Here is an 18,676-nt window from a genome sequence, read left to right on the forward strand (position 1 = left end):
ACACATTATCAATTACTTCCATTTTTCATATTGGATATCGATGCTTTCCAACTCTATTTCCCTGCGCTGCATTTTGGCTGGACAAATCGCATTATATGTACGGACTTTCTCATTTATTTCATCAATTCGTTTCATTATTTCAGATTCAGGTCCATTCATTTTTTTCAATCGAACCAATCCGGATAGCTCTTCACGAATTTCTTTTTGCCATTTTATCCAAAGCGGAAGGTAGCCGGCATCCTTGGCCTTTGTCAATCCCGATAATGCCGACTCCGGAAGCGGTTTTCCAAAGCCAGGATTATTCTTCAACCCGACCTCACGTTCACATTCCTTAAAAATCTGATCCATCCAGTTTACATGCCCGTGTTCTTTGCCCATAAACAATCCCCTTCAGATCACTTCCTGTTACATCTATTTACAATTATAACATTTTTATCAATATCTACTCCACCCCCAAGGACACTTTCTACTATTATATATGCATACCTTTCAACCAAACACATTCAGACATCAAAAAGGATTCCCTATGACGGGAATCCTACAGATTGTAGACAAACTCGATGAAAATCAAATTTATCTACAGTTTTCATGTGGATTTGAAAAATCTTGGACGTCGATTGAAACGTAGGGCACTCGCTTTCCGCGGGCGGTCCGGTAGCCTCCTCGGCGCTTTTGCGCCTGTGGGGTCTACCCTCGACTCGCTTTTCCCGCAGGAGTCTCGCACACCCGCTCCAATCAACTTTGTTTAAAAATTAAGATAAAACCTTGCCTACAAACTCAAGGATTCCCCTATTGCGGGAATCCTTTTTTGCCTTCTATTTAACTGTTATTTTTCTTTTTACTTCTGCCTTGTTCTTCGATTTATCCGTAACTGTGTACGTCAATGTATAGGTACCTTTTTTCTTAGTATTCACAGTCCCTGTTATTTTGATCTTACTTGTTAAACTTCCATCAAGATTATCTTTAGCAGATACACCTGATTTAGGATTGAATGTCGAGTTATAGGCAATGGTTTTGCTTTTGGCACCGGAAATGACCGGCTTGGTGCCGTCTACCGTAATCTTTCTTGTGACTGTCGCAGTATTTTTCGATGAATCAGTGATTGTATACTTTAATGTATACGTTCCCTTTTTATTCGTATTCACCGTACCTGTCACTTTGATTTTACTTGTCATGTTGCCATCCAGGTTATCTTTCGCAGAAACACCTGATTTAGGGTTGAAGGTCGAATAATAGCCAACTGTTTTACTATTGGCTCCCGAGATGACTGGCTTGGTGCCATCTATCGTGATCTTCCTTGTGACTGTCGCTGCATTTTTCGATGAATCGGTGACCGTATACTTCAATGTATAGGTCCCCTTTTTCTTCGTATTCACCGTACCTGTCACTTTGATTTTACTAGTCAAGTTGCCATCGGCATTATCCTTGGCACTCACGTTCGTTTTTGGATTGAATGAAGAATTAAGTTTGATGGTTTTATTCCCGGCACCTGAAATCACTGGCTTGACTTGATCATAAACGGTTATTTTCCTTGTGACCTTGGCCACATTCCCAGCCTTGTCAGCTACCGTATAAGTCAAATTATAGGTGCCCACTTTCTTGGTATCCACCTTACCTTCAACACGTATGGCACTCGTTAAGTCACCATCTTTATCATCCTTCGCCTTTATGCCGGTTTTAGGATTGAAGGTTGAGTTGAATGGAATCGATTTACCGGTAGCCCCTGAAATCACAGGCTTATCCGTATCTTTGACAATCGATGGCCTATTGGAGATGTAAGCCGATGAAACATACCCCTTAATACTTTTGTCTTCCGTTTGTACGGGGTAAAAGACAAATTTATTTCCGTTAGATTCGTGATAGTCAAAATTCCCTGTGATGATCAAGCTTGTATTGGGTGGCACACGTACTGCACCTTCCGTATTGCTTATTTCTTTCCTGATATTCGCGCTTGATGATGTCACCACTTTGTCTCCTGCCTTGAACCAATAAACAGAGTCATGCGTTTGATCTGTCAGTGTGTATTCAAGATTTTTAAAGATGATATTTTCAGTGCTATTCCGATCATATTGAAAGTCCGATGTTTTGAATGGATATTTTGCCAGTTTTGTATCCTTCAAATAACTTTGGATTTCTATCTCAGCAAAAACTTCCTCTTGGTAGGCATTTGCATTTCTTTGTCCGTTTTCCTGGTAAAGTGGACTGTTCACCGGTTTTGTCCCATTGTATGCCATGACAGGGAAATACCAATTTTCGATGACCCTGCGTCCTGCACCTTTGATCTTAGGCAAATCCCTTCTTGAATACATGCCATTCAAGACCTCGACGCCTGCCCTGATATTGTAGACTATATCATTTTCCAGCTTTTTCTGGTCATATCCAGTTTTATTGGTAAGCTGCATTAGACCGATACCGCCATCGTCGGATTTAATCGGTTTACCGTCCTCATTAAATTGCCTCCAATCCCCGTTTTCCTGCGTAGCCACCGCTTTTACCACTTCAGGGGGAATTTCAGCTTCTATTGCTGCATTCGTCAGTAAGCAGTTAATCTACTTATGGGAAGGATTTTCATTGGGTTGAATCCCACCAAATGATGAACACGCATTAGTTAGACCAGACTCCGCAAAAGCCTGTCCATTGAACAAACCGAGTGTTAAACAGGTTAGTGCCCCAACCTTCATTAATGGTATTTTCATTGATCGAACTCCAGTCTATTTATATTTAAATCTATAATAATAGTAACATGATAGACTGGTGATTTCAGGTATAAAAAGGTATATCCTCCTAAAATATCCGTACAGCAAAAAAGGAGCTTACCCGCATTCTCGGGCCAGCTCCTTTATTTTCAAATCACAGAACTATGTATGGTGTCGGATTATACGATCACTTCCACCGTTTCCCTCGGCTTCCTTACAAGGCACATGATTCCCGGTACGATGAAGAAGATAAGCGGCCAAACATGAAAGATCGTCAGAATGCCCGTAATGATCAATAAGATTCCAGCTCCCTTCGCTTTGCCGCCTTTTAATAGAAAGATAGCGATCAAACCGCCTGCCAAGGCAATGAACAGCGATATAATCCCTGCCCATAATAAGCCCATGAAAAATTTGACTGACATATCTATCTCAGATGAGGAAAACTCCTGAGAATCTGTCATTAATGAGTAGTCCACCATTTCTTTCAAATCGATACTGTTGAGATAAACGGCCGTTATGATCGTCACGATTAAAAAAATTGCAGCGATGCTCACGCCTATGATACTTAATACGTATTCCCATGTCCGTTTCATTTGCTTCGCCTCCCTGGAAAAGTCACTTATATATAATACCCAATCTGGGAAGGAATAAAAGACTTTTATTCTTTACTCCTCAAAATCTTACGAGCGTCCATTTGGCAAGGCTAATCCCATCTATCCATGCCATAACTCGCAAACAGGAAACCGGCCCGGAGATACGGCCGTCACTCATCCTTCTTTTTCAATCGTTCATTTAATTCATCTCTTTTATTTTCAAGGTTATTCATTTTTGTCATATGTTTAATAAAGAAACGGATTGACTTCACAACCATTACGAATAGCAGAACTAGTAGGGCAAGGTAGAATAATTGCCATAAAATATCAACAATATTAAACATTAAGTCACCCCCTGTCTTTGAATGGTAAACATCAATTCTGGAAATCCTCAATAAAAGCAGTAAGTGAGGCCTTTTCAAACTTTCCGCATTTTCCAGTTATGTCCCGTAATTAAATGATAACACGATAGGCCATAACACTGAATGCAAACAACATTTCTATAGAAATGATTAACGAAGCCCCTCCAAAGGAAATAGACTCTGTTTTTATCAGAGCCTAAAAAACATTCCTATTCACGATCAACTCCACCAATTGTTCGACAGACGGTTCATTGGGCATCATATCCAACATAAATCCATAGTCTTTAAGTCTATTGCCGGTACTTTCCCCGATTACCCCGATGGAGGCTTGATTTAGCAGCCCTTTAACATCCACGTCTGCCTTGTTCCCATATTGCATCAGCATATCAACAGAATGCCGATTCGAAAATAGTACCGTTCCGACAGCTTTCCCGTCCAGCATTCTCGGAAGGATTTCAAGGAATCTTTCATCGACAAATTTATCGATTGATTGAAAATAGTCTCCGTCCCCATGAGCCGGATCTCTTTGATCTCTGGTTCGATCTCCAACAACCAACAGTGTTCCGGCTTCCGCCATCTCGGATTTGAGCTCTGCCATCAGTCCCCGTTGCTGGAAAGCCTTCTTCGATTTCCTTGATAACACATAAAGTTTCGAAGAAATCCGGCGGAAATCAATAGCATGTTCAGTGAGTGAATCCAAGAATCCATGGACACTTTCGGGCGAAGTGAAGAGTATTCGATCATACGAAAGAAAAGAAAGCAGCTGACTTTCTTCTATTTTCACTTTTGCCGCATTCCATTTAGGAAACTCGATGACTTCGCCGCCAAGTTCATGCAGGGCTTCCGCCAAGGAACTCTTTGCCGTTCCGGTCCTGGCCACTAAAAACCGTTGTCCATATAGTGGCTTCTTTTCGAACCATTGCAGTTTTCCCCTTAGTGAAATAATATCCCCGACCAAGGTGATCGCAGGATTGCCAAGCGACCTTTCACTTACCCTTTCGACGATATCATCCAAGGTCCCCTCGACACTTTCCTGTCTTCCATATGTGCCCCATTGAATGACGAGTGCCGGCGTGTTCCCCGACTTTCCATGATTGATCAAATTTTCACAGATATAAGGAAGATTGGCCACACCCATATAAAAGGCGACCGTATCTATACTTTTCACAAGCCCGTTCCAATCTATATCCTTCTTCGTTCGGTCATGGCCCGTCACCATCGCAAAGGAGCGTCCGTAATCCCGATGCGTGACGGGGACTCCTGAATACATGGATGCGGCAATGCTGGACGTAACCCCCGGAATGACTTCGAATGGGATTCCCTCATCCTTCAACGATTCCGCTTCCTCCCCGACTCTACCAAAAACGGCAGGGTCACCGCCTTTCAATCGGACTACCCGATGCCCTGCCTGTGCTTTGGAAACAAGCAGCTCATTGATTTCACCTTGACTGATGCCAGTAGTATAAGGTGTCTTGCCACAATATATCAATTCACAATCGAGGGTGGCAGCCTCCAACAGTTTGGGATTTAGCAACCTGTCATACAAAATGACGTCCGCTTTTTCAATCTCTTTTTGACCCTTTACGGTAATCAGGCCCATATCACCCGGACCTGCACCCACAAAATAGACCTTGCCCTTGGTCATGCTGCACTCACCCCTATCTGCTTGCTATTCCCTGATAATATTTCACCAGTTCCACCATTGCACTGCCCATCCGTTGATCTTCAGGATAAATGACCCGCTCGATCCCTTCATCGATTACCACCTGCGCCGTTACCTTTCCGACCGCAAGAGCAATTACATCTGATGCAAACAGGTCGGCTATCTTATCCTCCACACCTTGTTCACGGACAAATCTCATTAAATTTCGCGGCTGCGGTGCACTCGTGAACACAACCGAATCGATTTTGCCTTCAAGGAGTTCTTGGATCAGCTGCTGCATCATTTCTTTTTCGGGCGGTATATGTTCATATGGCAGAATTTCTTTATGCTCCACTTTTTGTTCATCCAACCAGTTCATCAAAAGTGGCGCCGGATCGCCGTGAAGCTGCAAAGCAACCTTTACACCTCCTGGCAGATGGCCTTCCAGATTGCGAACAAGCCCTGCCGTACTGCCATCATCATCACGGATTAATGGCTGCAGGCCAAGCTTTTTCAGCATATTCACAGTTTTATAGCCCCTGGCTGCAATTTTCATAGACTTCAAGGCTTCTACGAAACGATCTCCCGCTTCCATCTTCACGGCCGTTTTATATAATAATTCCGTCCCCACTCCCGTCGTGAGGATCATCCAATCGAACTCCCCTTCCATCAACCGGGTGACATCCTCTTCCAAATGGGAATCATCAAGGAATACCGTCCCCTGTGCCGGGCGAACGAGCGGGACTCCCCCAAGATTTTGAACGATTTTACTAAGTTCTTCCGTCTTCCTTGCTCCCAATAAAGCAACGGTCCTGCCATTAAGCTTACTCATCCATGCCCCTCCTATATGTACATTCAATTAAATCCATCTCACCCATTATACAAATTTTCAGTCTTTGAAACTATAAAAAACCAATTTCCATATCAAAATCAACGCTTTTTCTTTCTTTTATCCTATATGAAATCAATGGAAAAATGAATTAGCAGCACTTTTCTTTTTATAAGTCCCACCCTCGTTAGTTTTGGGCTTTTACTCATAAGTTTGGAGCAAATACTCGTGAGTTTCGGGCTTTTACTCGTGAGTTTGGAGCAAATACTCGTGAGTTTCCAAGAAAGTAAAACTTGACCTGGAATTCACTCCAGGTTGTATACTGTGTTCATCATTTAAAAATAATTATGAAAGGGGATGTAGTATGTCTGAACACCGGCAATAAAAAAGCTGTCATCAGGACAGCAATTTTCAATGTTTTTCCCTTTGTTAATTCTTGTTTAGTGCTCTTTGGGCAATATGCTTCTGTTCTTTTTTTACAAAAACATCATATTGAGTCGTTTCATGGCGTTTTTGAAAGCTTTCGGAGCCTAAATTCATAGGCGTTTTCGTTTTGAATTGTATCCCTTCCCTTTCCAATTTCGCAACCGCCTTAAAATAATTTTCATTCCCGAATGCTGAATAAATACATGTCCAATATTTATAGGAAATTAGTTTGGCAGTTACTGCACATGCAATCACGAAGACTAGTATTCCAATCATTATATACACCTTTTAGCTCCCTTTCATTTCGGACTTTTTCGAAAAGTCATCCTGTACACTATATTCTTTGCCATACATAACATTTCCTTTTTAAGTAAAAAAGGAGACCCAGTTTCGGGTCTCCTTCTTCATATCTTCATTATTTTTCCGACACGTTACAAGAACCGTCCGTACAAGCGTCGCTTGTTGCTGGATCATTCACGATCGTAAGCGGATTTTCCTCAGCCCATACTTTTTTTAGCGTATCCAGGAATGCTTCTGTTGGCTGGGCACCAGAGATTCCATACTTGCGGTTAATGACGAAGAATGGCACGCCTGTAATTCCAAGCAGGCTTCCTTCTTGCTCATTTCCTCTAACCTCAGCCGTGAATGCCGTTCCTGCCAGCATGGCCTCCGTCTCGGACTTTTCAAGGCCAACCTCTTCAGCCAAACTAGCCAATGTAGCGTGATCGCCAATATGTTTGCCTTCCGTAAAGTAAGCTTTAAATAGGCGTTCATTCATTTCATTCTCTTTACCTTTTGATTCAGCAAAATGCATCAAGCGGTGAGCATCGAACGAATTCGTTAAGACCACTTTGTCCAAATGATAATCGAGTCCCAATTCTTTGGCCTGTTGAGTCAGGTTTTGGCTGTTCGCTTCCACCTGCGCTTGAGACATTCCGTATTTCTTGGCCAGCATTTCATTTTGAGTCATATTGATATCCCGCTCAGCCTCTGGGTTCAACTCAAAACTTCGAAATGAAACCTCTACCTGATCTTTATTTTCAAACTGCTTTAACGCCTCTTCGAATCGACGCTTTCCTATATAACAGAACGGACATTGATAATCCGACCAAATTTCCACCTTCATGAAAATACCTCCTTATTTAAAGTGCAATCGCACTAAGCACATTATATAATCCTGGGTATCCTCTTGCAAGGATATTACCCCAGACACTCATTTTCAAAATTGGTGAAGTCGACTTTTTTCATGAATTCTTCCAATGTATAGCCCTTTAGCAGGCGCAATGTTTCCTTTTCGGCTTCGTTCATGATCTCCTCCAAAGCTGTATCCAGCTGCTTCCCGACTTCACCGCATTCGCTCGTTTCCATACAAACAAGACATTCCGGCCGTACCGCTTGATACACATCGGCCAAAGTCAGCTGAGACGCAGGCACCTTCAAGCTGTATCCGCCTTCCCGTCCTTCCTTTGTTTCGACGATCCCCGCAGCTGCAAGCTGAGCCATCACCCTTCTTAAAAAAGTGGCATGTGACTTCACCTTTAAAGCGATTGCCGAACTTGTCAGGAGCTTCTCGCTTTGTGCGAGCCAAACCAGAGAGTGAATGGCAATAGCGAACCGCGGCGGTCCAATTTGATTGTTTCGATTACCTGAAGACAAGATTTATCCCCCCTTACACTCTTATCCATTGTAAGGCCATTATACTATGTTACGTTCTCCCGAACAAATGGCGCCATTTCTGGATTTTTTCGACCTTGGCTCACGATAATTCAGCCGTTTCCGGATTTCGGCAAAATTTCGGCACCAAAACCCGGCAAACATCCTTTTGCCGGGTTTTCCACTGCTACTGAATGATTTGTACATTTTCATATAAATAAGCTTCTTCGGGTGCCTTTATTTTCTTCGACTCTTTTAAATCGATCACCGGTACGGGTTCCCCTTTATAGCTTCCCTTTTTTAATGTTCCTGTAATCGTATACCAATCATTCGTCTTCATTCCTTCGACATTCCCGTTGACCATATATCCGTATAACGTCGCATCGACCACACAGCAGGACATGGAGAGGCGGGAGATGGCCATTTGTTTTTTCGTAAATGTATCCTCACGGTATATGAACCCCGAAATCTCTATTTCCTTCCCCTCTATCTTATCGAGGTTGTTCAGTAAATCATCCAGGACTTCAAAATAATTATCATCGGTTACGGAGATTTTCTCCCCATTCGCATGTTTCCCTGAATCATAAGAACTTACCATCTGTGCCTGCTGCTTCGCCATCCCTCTTTTGGCCAGCACTTCACCGCTTAATGTAAAATCGGTCAAGACGAAGCCCAGAAGAATCGGAATGAAGAACAAACTATATTTCAGGACCAGTGCGGACGAGGAAGGCTCTCCATTCGATCCGCAATCACAATGTTGTTCACCCTGTTTTTGTTTTTTCATTCGGAGAAGGCTGATCATTAAAAAAGCAAAAAGCGCTGCCAATGCATATGGAACCATTTTAGGTGCAATCAGTTTCGTTAAACACCCTGAAACATACAATTTAAAGATCATGAGGCCCAGTCCAAGCAGCAGCAATCCTTCAAGTCTTTGGATAAAAAAACGTTTCATCAGAAGCCCCCCTTACTGATCAATCCGCCTGCAATCAGGCATAGGCTGAAGACGACTGCGAAAACAAGCAGGACATACGTGACGACGAAGCTCCGTTTAAAACAGGACATCATGATCAGGACATTTTTCAAATCCAGCATGGGACCAAATACAAGGAACCCCAGTATCGAGCCTGGCAGAAAACTATGGGAAAAGGAGGCGGCAACGAATGCATCAGCTGATGAACAGAGTGAAAGCACAAATGCAATTCCCATCATCAACGCCGTGCCTTTTATTGGCGCCTGACCAATATCTGCCATAACAGATCGATCCATAAACACTTGAAATACACTGGCAAACAAGGCCCCAATGATAAAGTATCTGCCGACCATAAAAAATTCCTGTGAAGTATGATCAATGAAGCTTGTCCATTTACTGGACTGAATATCATGTTCATGCCCGTGTACCAGTTCCAGCTTCTCCTCTTTCACCACATCTTTAGTGCTGAATATATGAATGAATAAACCTGCGATTATGGCCGTCAGGACACAAAGAATGATTCTTCCATATAGAATGGACGGATTATTTTGGAACGCATAATAAGTTGAGCCGAACACGATGACATTCAATATTGGGGCAGTTACGAGCAAGACCACACCCGCATGGACAGGAACACCTTTTTGAATCAATCTCCGGACGACCGGGATGATTGCACATTCGCAAACCGGAATGATCAGCGCCGCCACTATCGCAGCAAAAATGGCTGTCAGGGGTCTTTTTGGTATCATTCGCTGAATGATTTCTTCACTGATGAACAACTGGATGAACGATGAAGCAATGGCCCCAAGGAACAGGAAAGGAATCGACTCTAAAAACAATCCCAAAAACACGACGAATACAGAGTGAAGCATCGGGTAGCCCGAGAAATCAATTGCTTTGGGAATGAAAACATCGCCTAGAAAAAAGAATGCCAGCAGCAAAAACAGCAGAATCAATAACAGCAAATTTCCCGTGTAACGTTTCAAAAGCATATTTAACCACCTCACAAATCATAATTATTACGATTTAAGTTTGGATTCGATCTAGTATATGCTTTTGATAGGATGAACAGAACAAAAAAAAGAGAATGGAAGACATTCCCCACACTCATTTATTTCTACGATATAGATCCCTGCTCTTGTAACCCTCTCCTAAAATCATTTTCATTTCCTGGCGCCGTTTCACTTGGGTCGCCTCTTGTTTTGCACTATACACGTAACGGGCCCAATCCTTGCGATACCCTGGGGTAAGTGATTGATAGAACGCAAGCAAATCAGGAGAATCCTGCAAATCTTTCTCAATTTCAGAAATCATTTCGATATAATCATCTACTGATTGGCTTGCTTTGGTAGATGTACGGTTTCTATTTTTCGAATCTTCTTTCAGTCCGACTACCGTAAAGACATCATCCAACCCAACCATACGTGCAAACTTCAGGTCACTCGAGCCAACATAACCTTCATCATCCGCACCAAGGCCTTGCATCAGATCATCACGATGAATATATGTAGCATATTCTTTATTCCCCTTCTTGGGGTACGCTAAATAAATATAGCCGTTTTTACTCAAATGATTCTTCTCGATTACCTTATCCACGATTCCTTTTAAAGAACCCATATCCAATACAAAGGCAAATATAAGATCATAGTCACTTTCAGTAAGCTCTGCATCGTAATCCGGCAGCTCCGCTAAATAATCCGCCCCGGCTGGCAGATTCAAGACTGCGACCCGTTCATATTTATGTAAATTCAGTTTTTCGACTATTGTTTTAGCCATTCGCATTCACCATCCTAGTTCATTTTGTCTATCTTCAGTTTATAAGCTCCCCATTGCGTTATCAACTTTTCTTATTCAAGAGAAAAAGGACAGGAAATAATTCTCCCGCCCTTTTTAAATATATTGGCGCATGCTTTTAGAAAAAGTCAATTCCAATGCCCGGCTTCCTCGAGTTTCCTTTTCCCTTTGAAAGCAAGGATAATCAAAGCTAAATTGATGATTAACATGATAGCGATAGCATAGAGTACGGATGTATAGCTACCTGTGAATTCAAAGATATAACCGTATCCCGGTAAAGCGACGATACCCGCGACTGCTAAACCTACCACAGCAGAAGCATAGATTTCACTGTATTCTTTATTGCCGAACAAAGCAGTTGTCAGCAACGGTCCCAATGTGCCGATAGATGCAACTACAAATCCATAGATAGAAATGGCCAATGTAAACATTGCTGAATTTTCCGGAATGGCCAAAAGGATTACAATTGGAACCAAACCTATTATCATCGCAAAGAGAGCTGTGTTTTTCGCTCCAATTTTATCCGAAAGAACACCGAAGGCTAAAGTTTAATCCTCAAAAACACCCAGCTATCAACCGCTTAACGTAATTTAATGGAACCGCCATCCACCATGATTGTTTGACCAGTAATATAATCAGAATCCTCACTTGCCAAGAATACAGCTGTACGTCCGATGTCACTTTCAAGCTCACCAAGTCTTCTTAGCGGAATTTTCGCAAGCATGTTTTTATAATATTCTGGTTGCTCCTCTGCCCATTGAAGCATGCCTGGTGATTTGGCAATCGGGGCAATGATATTTACATTGATGCCGAATGGACCGAATTCATTTGCTGCAACACGGGTAATTCCACGGATTGCTTCTTTTGCTGCTGCATACGTACCTTGATTGACATCGCCATTAATCCCGGCACCTGATGCAAAGTTAATGATTTTGCCCTGTGTTTCTTTTAAGTATGGCAATGCAGCTTGCATGAAGTAGAAGGTTGGATAGAATCCGGTATTAAAGGATAAATCCAATTCTTTTTGTGTTGTGTCAGCAATGGAAGCCATTCTTGAAGCGTGTGCATTATTTACCAAGATATCAATTTTCCCGAATTTATCAGCCACTTCTTTAACGATCGAAGCCAAATTGTCATGCTCTGCAAGATTAGCTTGAATGAAAATGGATTCTGGTTGATATTCTTGTAATTCTTTTATGGTTTGGTTCCCAAGCTCTTCATTTAAATCGATGATCGCCACTTTTGCTCCTTCTTTAACGAAAGCCATGGCCATACCTTTACCAATACCGCCAGCTGCCCCAGTGATGATAGCGATTTTCCCTTTAAGTCTACTCATTTTTCCATCCCCTTTTTAATACATGTTTTTTTTGAAATGCAATGAACTGCTCTCTAGGCATATATCAAGCTTTTTAAATCAGTATCGTGAATATGCATATTAGCATGAACCAATAATATATAACGTTGACTTGTAAGTCAATCAAAATGTTGACTGATGAGTCAATCAAAAAATCATTCGCTGAAGAACGAGGATAACCGCCCTTTTCTATCGAATATGTTAGTGAATGTTAAAAAGACCCATCACTATTTTTTATGATAAACTTTTATGGTAGGGTGTTTATGAACAGAAAAGTTTCCTACCGGTATTTTTTAAAAAATTACCCATATGCAACAGCGATGAAATATTATTCAGCAAGTGAGGAATCAACAATGGCTCCAAAAAATGATGAACAATTTAAGATAATCCGAGATCAACGTTATGAAGAAATCAGTAGTGCTGCACTGAAGATTTTCGCACGCAAGGGCTTTGCTGCAACAAAAATCAGTGATATTACTTCATCCGTGAATTTAAGTCATGGACTGTTTTACCATTACTTCAAATCTAAAGAGAATATTTATGTTTCCATTATCATGAACGTACTGGATATGTTTATTGAAACAGTGAATGAAGCGGAAAATAGAAAAGGCACACCTTGGGATCAACTGGTTTGGTTCACTGAACTTACTTTTTCCGGTTCACCAGAGGAAGCCTTAGACCGCCGTGTTCTTGTTATTGAAGCCCAACACTCCGACACGCTCTCTGATGAGACTAAACAAGAATTGAATCAAAAATATGCCACAGCCATGAGAGGGATTGCCCGTATTATCAGTAAAGGACAGCAGGACGGAATTTTTGTGGATGGTGACCCGTTGGAACTGGCCATTTACTTCATTTCACTTAATCAAGGACTTTTATTATGGAATTCAAAAGATATCCATCCCATTAAGGTTTCCATTAACCAAGTAATGCGTCAATTACAGGCATAAACTTAAGTAATGTGCATAGGCATTAGGGTATCAACGCTCCTGAAAAAATGATTCTCCTGGAAATACAGACCTGACTTCAGATCTGTATTTCTACCTCAAAACATTATAAATACCGATAAACATTGTCTTTTCGTTGTACTATAAGAGATTGTCTTTTCGTTGTACTATAAGAGATATCTTTTAACACTCTTTACTAAATAGAAAAACTGCTTAAAATCCTAGTCTCACACTCCTTTAATCATCATGAATCCACTTTAAATCAGATATTTTTTTCCGTAGTTTTTATGCATTCTTTATGCAATCAGATATCCCTTTGTTTTTTCTTATATCAAAAAATTCAGTGATGCTTTCATATGGGGGTGTCACAAAAGGGGAGTTCTCATGAATTTTATCGAGTATGATTTGCTATTTGAATCAAGAAAACAGTTAATAGAGGAAATTACGGAGTTGGATGAAAAAATGCTCCACCATAGGCCTGTGCCTGAAGTATGGAACATCGCCCAAATTTGCCATCATTTATATCTTACGGAACAGGTATTTACAGAAGTTATAGCAAATGGCATTCGGGAAAGGGATTTTAATAATATCATTCAAAAAAACATTTACTTCGTTACTGATAGAACAAGGAAATTCTCATCCCCTGAGGTCATTTCACCCTCTTCAACCCCATTTCAATTATCGAGCCTTATGGATTTGCTGGCAGAATCAAGAGATCGATTATTACAGGTTCTTTATGATATGGATTCAGATATCTTGTTGAATAGAAAGAAAGCCAAGCATCCCCTGTTCGGGGACCTCTCATTGGATCAATGGATAGAATTATTATCCTTACATGAACAAAGGCATATCAAACAGATACAAGAAATAAAGTCCTCCCTTATTTAAGCCTTTCAATGACTCCATTAGTAATCAGCCGGGGACAGCATTTAAATCGATTTTCAACAAATAAAGAGACCACTTCATTTTGTGGTCTTCTTTCATGCATACTATTAAACGAACGTGACTGTCAGGGGCTGCACCAAATTGATAGATGGGCATAACCGATATTTAACCATTCCAGTATCAAGATGATACTTTTAGTTTCCTTTTGATTTGTGTTGCGAAGATTTCAAGACAGATTGCAATTATCAGGATAAAATAAGTGATTGCTCCAATTTCACTCAAGTCAAAGTAAAATCCACTTGCCATGAACATATCGAAGCCGATTCCTCCTGCGCCTGCCGCTGCTCCCATTGCGACTGCCACTGCAAAATTGATTTCAAAGCGCATGAAAGTCCAGGAAACGATATAAGTGATTGAAGATGGAATGATGACTTGGAACACGATTTGCCACCAATTCGCACCGCTTGCTTGCAGGGCTTCTATAGCACCTTTATCGATTTCCTCGAAGGATTCCGAGTAGGCCTTTACAAGGTAACTTATGGAGTGAAACGTCATCCCTATAACTGCCGCTACACTGCCCAACCCTGCTGCGACTGCAAAAATGAGGACCCATAACACGGTAGGAACGGCTCTGATCAGGGCAACCGAACCCTTTATGATAATCGATAATGGCTTGGACGAGATATTTCCAGCTGCTAAAAGTCCTAACATCAGGGCAATGATTGCACCAAATATTGTCGTCAAGAAGGCTAAACCTAATGTAATCGACACCTGATAAAGCGCTTGAGTAAAGGTAAAGTGCTTCAGATGCGGTTCAAAAAACATGGTCTTCAAATTGTCGACGGTCAATAATAGCGCGTCCCACAGTTTAACATCCTTATAATCAAAACTGGCAAAAGCGTATATGGTCAAAACCGCTAGTACCAGCACACTCAACCTAATCGCGATTGAAGATTTCGAGAAGGGCTTTTTGGATAGCCGTTCAAGTAGCATTTTATCTAAATCCTGACCAGTGGGAGAAGGAAATGGTTTGATTGGACCCTCGGCCTGCATTATAAAATCACCCTCCTCACATAATTTGAGATCAATTCAATAGATAATATCGAAATGATGATCGTAATGACGACAAGACTGGCAATGTCATAACTCAAGTTTTTATAATAAAGATTAAACGTAAAACCAATACCCGATCCTGTAAGCAGTCCGACCAATATTGCATTCCTGATATTCGTTTCAATCATAAAAAGTACCCAGCTAATCATTTGCGGAATGGTTGAAGGGATAACAGACTGCGAAATGACGGTTAGATAACTTGCTCCGGTTGTCTGCAAAGCTTCTACGGAACTGCAGCTCACTTCATCGATCGTTTCAATAAAAGCTCTTGTTAAAAAACCGAAAGATCCAAAAAACAAGGCAAAATAACCGGTCAAGGAACTTTGTCCAAATGAAAATAACAGAACTAATGCCCATATTGAGACATCAATGTTTCTAAATAAAACTGCTATCCCTCGGCTAAAACCTCCGAAAAAGGCATTCACCCTTGTCGTATTGGAACCCAATATCGCAAATGCAAAGGCCAATATTCCCGCGAGTGTGGTAGCTGCAACGGATATTAAAAGTGTTTCTTTCAGTTTTATCAAAATGTCTGGCAGTTTGGTAAGGGAATCCTTTGTTGGATAAAAATTCGATAACGACCATTGTATGGCCTTAGGAACGGAAGTAACCCCTTTTACGATGCTGAATTCTGTAATGATAATGGAAACAGCCGTCGCAGCCCCAATAAGCAAAAACAATACAAGTGAATTTCTTCTTTTTCTAGCAAAAACATCAGCCGACATGGGAACCTCCCAAATCAAAAATCAACTTTCCTTCATCTGATCCATAAATCTGATGGATATCATTTGAGGTTATATTTTGAGTTGTGCCATTGAAAACAACCTTGCCACCATTCACACCGATGATTCGATCCGAATATTTCAGGGCCACATCGACTTGATGCAGGTTGACTACAACTGTGATTCCCATTGAAGTGCAGATATTCCTTAAATGATCCATGATCACCTTGGAAGAATTCGGGTCAAGAGAGGCAATCGGTTCATCGCATAATAGCAATTTAGGATTTTGGATAAGCGCCCGCGCTATACCAACCCGTTGTTTCTGGCCTCCGCTCAACTGATCGGACCTTTTATAGATTAGATCTTCCAGACCGAGAATTTGGAGAACTTTAGCAGCCTGAAGTTTCTCCCCTTCACTATAAAGGCCAAGGATTCCAGCCAGTGTAGATTTATAGCCTAAACGTCCATGCAGGGTATTTTCAATCACACTTAATCTATTTACTAGATTGTAATGTTGAAAAACCATCCCTATTTTCCTGCGTACTTTCTTTAACTCCCTTTTATTCACTTTGTATACATGATCATTATCAAAAATGATTTCTCCGCTAGAAGCATCGATCATCCTATTGATGCATCGAAGAAGAGTTGATTTCCCTGCACCGGATGGCCCTATGATCGAAACGAACTCTCCTTCTTTCACAGTGAAGTCAATATTGGATAACGCCTTTGTTCCATTTCCAAAATGTTTTGAGACATTTTTCACTTCCAATAATGTTTTCATGTATGATCCTCCCACATTGTATTGCCTTTATTTAGATAATTCCCGAATTGGATTGAACCAGTCATCCTCGACTTCTACCAATTTTTCTTTTCCGCTCACCCGTTTAAATAGACCTGATAACTTAGAGTCTTCTGGTACAAAAACTTTCTCGTTATTTGCTATTTCATCAGACATCAACATTTCAAGAATTTTTTCACGTGTTTCCTCACTGACTAATTCGGTGTTAACAACGAAAGGTGCATTCAAAACTGGAGTTACTGAAATGAGTGAGAATGTCTTATCTACAACTGTGTTGAAGGGCTCAGCTGCATCCTTCTTTACCTTATACACGGCACCTGCTTTATTCTCTTCCCCATCAGCCAGCTCCACATAATTATTGACACATGTGTCACAAAAAGCTGCCACTTCCGCTTTCCCGGTCAAAAGATTTACAGCCGACCCTTGGTGTGAACCTCCATAAAGCACTTCACTGAAGAATTTATCTTTCCCGCCTTCCAATAAATCCTCGGCCTTTAATTCCTTAAACTTATCTTGCTGCGAGAAATAATCAACGATTCCTGTGGAAGGAACTTTGAAGCCGGATGTAGAGCTATTGGATACGAAAGAGAACTTTTTCCCTTGTATACCGTCTATCTTATATTCGCCGTTAATTTTATAGTCATCCGCATTTTGAACAGCCAGCCAGCTATTATAGACTGCATCTTCCAACGTACCTGATTCACCGCTTGGAACAACTAGAGGTTGAACACTATCGTTTTTGTTGTTTGCTTCAATATATCCTTGTGCTCCCAGGAATGCTAAATCTGCGTTTCCATTAGCAATTGCCTCGATTGCAATGTTATAATCCGTAGTGGTCTTATGTTCGACTTTCTTTCCTGTGGCATCTTCTAAGATCTTCCCGATTTCATCGCGGGCTTCCCCTAAATCTTCCCCTGATTCATTTGGCAGCCATGCAATGGTTAATGTATCATCCTCATTTGCACCTGTTGAACTACTAGAAGAACATCCTGTAAACACCAGCAAACAAACTAACATCAATATGGACATCATCGATTTTTTCACGTTAAATCTCCCTCCAATTTATACAGTCTTTTCTTATTTCAGTCACTTCCCATATAACAATACCGGTACAATACTAACCTGCCGTTAAGGAGGCTGAATATTCAGTAAAATTTGTGTGAATTCATCATTAAATTTTTTGAACAGCTTGAGTAAAACATCCATTCTGCATGCTATATTCCTTAGTTACTAACCGATTCATGAACCCCAAGTCATGAAAAATGCCCAGCATTGTCGTTCCTTCGTTCATTAGCTGTTCCAGCAGGGTTTTCACCTTCACTTTAGAATCGTGATCCAAACTTGCTGTCGGTTCATCCAACAGGAGGAGCCGCGGCCTTTTCACCATTGCTCTTGCAATATTTAACCTTAGCTTTTCTCCTCCTGAAAAAGTAGCAGGGTAACTGTCCCATAGCTCTTTTCCTATTTCAAAGTGGCCGAGGATTTTTTCTGTTTCGAAATTGGCCATTTCCCTGGTTTGTCCCATTTCAAGGATGGCCCCGGTAACGAGCTGCCTTGCTGTAGTTCTTGGCATGACATTTAAAAATTGGGATACATAGCCTATCTCATGCTTACGCAGGTAAATCATTTCCCTTTCTGTTGCTTTTGCCAGATTGATCGCACCATAGTGGGAAGAATCATACCAGATGTCCCCTTCTTGAACCCGATAAGTACCGTAAATCGATTTTAGGATCGTTGATTTTCCGCTGCCGCTCTTGCCTGTAATGCCAATGAATTCGCCTTTTTTCACTATGATCGTAATGTTGCTGACTGCATGGATATTCTTGCGTTGATTATGTAAAATAAAAGACTTGGATAAATCATTGATCTCCAATATGTTCTCCACTTTGCC

At 41.2% G+C, this 18,676-nt stretch carries 20 protein-coding genes and 1 pseudogene; 2 read left to right on the forward strand and 19 right to left on the reverse strand.

The features are described 5' to 3' along the window. Positions 1-12: 12 nt before the first annotated feature. The 14 genes and pseudogenes from ACIQZD_RS04230 to ACIQZD_RS04295 all read right to left on the reverse strand — a co-directional run bounded on the left by ACIQZD_RS04230 (position 13) and on the right by ACIQZD_RS04295 (position 12,301). Entirely contained in the window at positions 13-378 is a 366-nt protein-coding gene (locus ACIQZD_RS04230) for a hypothetical protein (RefSeq protein WP_402898529.1), read from the reverse strand. 437 nt (positions 379-815) lie between these two features. Then, the gene (locus ACIQZD_RS04235) at positions 816-2,549 is read right to left on the reverse strand and encodes an immunoglobulin-like domain-containing protein (RefSeq protein WP_402899903.1); all 1,734 of its coding nucleotides are present in this window, start codon (positions 2,547-2,549) and stop codon (positions 816-818) included. Between the two features lie 326 nt (positions 2,550-2,875). Beyond that, positions 2,876-3,289 (reverse strand): DUF4064 domain-containing protein, encoded by a 414-nt coding sequence (locus ACIQZD_RS04240; RefSeq protein ID WP_101222988.1) that lies wholly within the window; start codon positions 3,287-3,289, stop codon positions 2,876-2,878. Positions 3,290-3,459: 170 nt separating this feature from the next. Next, on the reverse strand, positions 3,460-3,633 hold the full coding sequence (locus ACIQZD_RS04245) for a hypothetical protein (RefSeq protein WP_157831021.1): 174 nt from the start codon (positions 3,631-3,633) through the stop codon (positions 3,460-3,462). Positions 3,634-3,847: 214 nt separating this feature from the next. Next, the gene (cobA, locus tag ACIQZD_RS04250) at positions 3,848-5,296 is read right to left on the reverse strand and encodes a uroporphyrinogen-III C-methyltransferase (RefSeq protein ID WP_402898534.1); all 1,449 of its coding nucleotides are present in this window, start codon (positions 5,294-5,296) and stop codon (positions 3,848-3,850) included. A gap of 13 nt (positions 5,297-5,309) precedes the next feature. After that, complete coding sequence (locus ACIQZD_RS04255; protein WP_402898537.1) at positions 5,310-6,125, reverse strand: uroporphyrinogen-III synthase; 816 nt, start codon at positions 6,123-6,125, stop codon at positions 5,310-5,312. Between the two features lie 426 nt (positions 6,126-6,551). Then, a complete protein-coding gene (locus ACIQZD_RS04260) occupies positions 6,552-6,824 on the reverse strand; it encodes a hypothetical protein (RefSeq protein WP_402898540.1) in 273 nt (90 codons plus the stop codon). Between the two features lie 139 nt (positions 6,825-6,963). Continuing rightward, complete coding sequence (locus ACIQZD_RS04265) at positions 6,964-7,674, reverse strand: DsbA family oxidoreductase (protein WP_402898543.1); 711 nt, start codon at positions 7,672-7,674, stop codon at positions 6,964-6,966. A gap of 74 nt (positions 7,675-7,748) precedes the next feature. After that, on the reverse strand, positions 7,749-8,204 hold the full coding sequence (locus ACIQZD_RS04270; protein WP_063232644.1) for an RrF2 family transcriptional regulator: 456 nt from the start codon (positions 8,202-8,204) through the stop codon (positions 7,749-7,751). A gap of 184 nt (positions 8,205-8,388) precedes the next feature. Beyond that, the gene (locus ACIQZD_RS04275; RefSeq protein ID WP_402898548.1) at positions 8,389-9,153 is read right to left on the reverse strand and encodes a TIGR03943 family putative permease subunit; all 765 of its coding nucleotides are present in this window, start codon (positions 9,151-9,153) and stop codon (positions 8,389-8,391) included. Beyond that, a complete protein-coding gene (locus tag ACIQZD_RS04280) occupies positions 9,153-10,163 on the reverse strand; it encodes a permease (RefSeq protein ID WP_402898551.1) in 1,011 nt (336 codons plus the stop codon). Before ACIQZD_RS04280 ends, ACIQZD_RS04275 begins: the two co-directional genes overlap by 1 nt. Before the next feature lie 115 nt (positions 10,164-10,278). Beyond that, positions 10,279-10,947 (reverse strand): YdeI/OmpD-associated family protein, encoded by a 669-nt coding sequence (locus ACIQZD_RS04285; protein ID WP_402898554.1) that lies wholly within the window; start codon positions 10,945-10,947, stop codon positions 10,279-10,281. Between the two features lie 146 nt (positions 10,948-11,093). Further along, positions 11,094-11,498 (reverse strand): annotated as a pseudogene (locus ACIQZD_RS04290) (MFS transporter); the annotation flags it as partial. A gap of 47 nt (positions 11,499-11,545) precedes the next feature. Then, positions 11,546-12,301 (reverse strand): SDR family NAD(P)-dependent oxidoreductase, encoded by a 756-nt coding sequence (locus tag ACIQZD_RS04295; RefSeq protein WP_402898559.1) that lies wholly within the window; start codon positions 12,299-12,301, stop codon positions 11,546-11,548. Between the two features lie 281 nt (positions 12,302-12,582). Between ACIQZD_RS04295 and ACIQZD_RS04300 the strand changes: the two genes are divergently transcribed. After that, the gene (locus tag ACIQZD_RS04300) at positions 12,583-13,269 is read left to right on the forward strand and encodes a TetR/AcrR family transcriptional regulator (RefSeq protein WP_402898564.1); all 687 of its coding nucleotides are present in this window, start codon (positions 12,583-12,585) and stop codon (positions 13,267-13,269) included. 381 nt (positions 13,270-13,650) lie between these two features. Beyond that, the gene (locus ACIQZD_RS04305; protein ID WP_137018093.1) at positions 13,651-14,154 is read left to right on the forward strand and encodes a DinB family protein; all 504 of its coding nucleotides are present in this window, start codon (positions 13,651-13,653) and stop codon (positions 14,152-14,154) included. A 177-nt stretch (positions 14,155-14,331) separates the two neighbouring features. On the opposite strand, the gene ACIQZD_RS04310 is transcribed toward ACIQZD_RS04305, so the two are convergent. The 5 genes from ACIQZD_RS04310 to ACIQZD_RS04330 form a co-directional block, all read right to left on the reverse strand. Beyond that, entirely contained in the window at positions 14,332-15,144 is an 813-nt protein-coding gene (locus ACIQZD_RS04310; protein ID WP_402899914.1) for a PhnE/PtxC family ABC transporter permease, read from the reverse strand. 59 nt (positions 15,145-15,203) lie between these two features. Then, on the reverse strand, positions 15,204-15,989 hold the full coding sequence (locus ACIQZD_RS04315) for a PhnE/PtxC family ABC transporter permease (RefSeq protein WP_402898571.1): 786 nt from the start codon (positions 15,987-15,989) through the stop codon (positions 15,204-15,206). Next, positions 15,979-16,767, reverse strand: coding sequence for a phosphonate ABC transporter ATP-binding protein (phnC, locus tag ACIQZD_RS04320; RefSeq protein WP_402898574.1), 789 nt, complete (start codon positions 16,765-16,767; stop codon positions 15,979-15,981). The genes ACIQZD_RS04315 and phnC overlap by 11 nt, the downstream gene beginning before the upstream one ends. 27 nt (positions 16,768-16,794) lie before the next feature. Beyond that, positions 16,795-17,829: a phosphate/phosphite/phosphonate ABC transporter substrate-binding protein gene (phnD, locus tag ACIQZD_RS04325; RefSeq protein WP_402898577.1), complete on the reverse strand. Its 1,035-nt coding sequence runs from the start codon at positions 17,827-17,829 to the stop codon at positions 16,795-16,797. Positions 17,830-17,956: 127 nt separating this feature from the next. Continuing rightward, on the reverse strand, positions 17,957-18,670 hold the full coding sequence (locus tag ACIQZD_RS04330) for a phosphonate C-P lyase system protein PhnL (RefSeq protein ID WP_402898580.1): 714 nt from the start codon (positions 18,668-18,670) through the stop codon (positions 17,957-17,959). Positions 18,671-18,676: the final 6 nt, after the last annotated feature.

The organism is Peribacillus sp. NPDC096447 (assembly GCF_044762725.1).
Taxonomy (GTDB): domain Bacteria; phylum Bacillota; class Bacilli; order Bacillales; family DSM-1321; genus Peribacillus.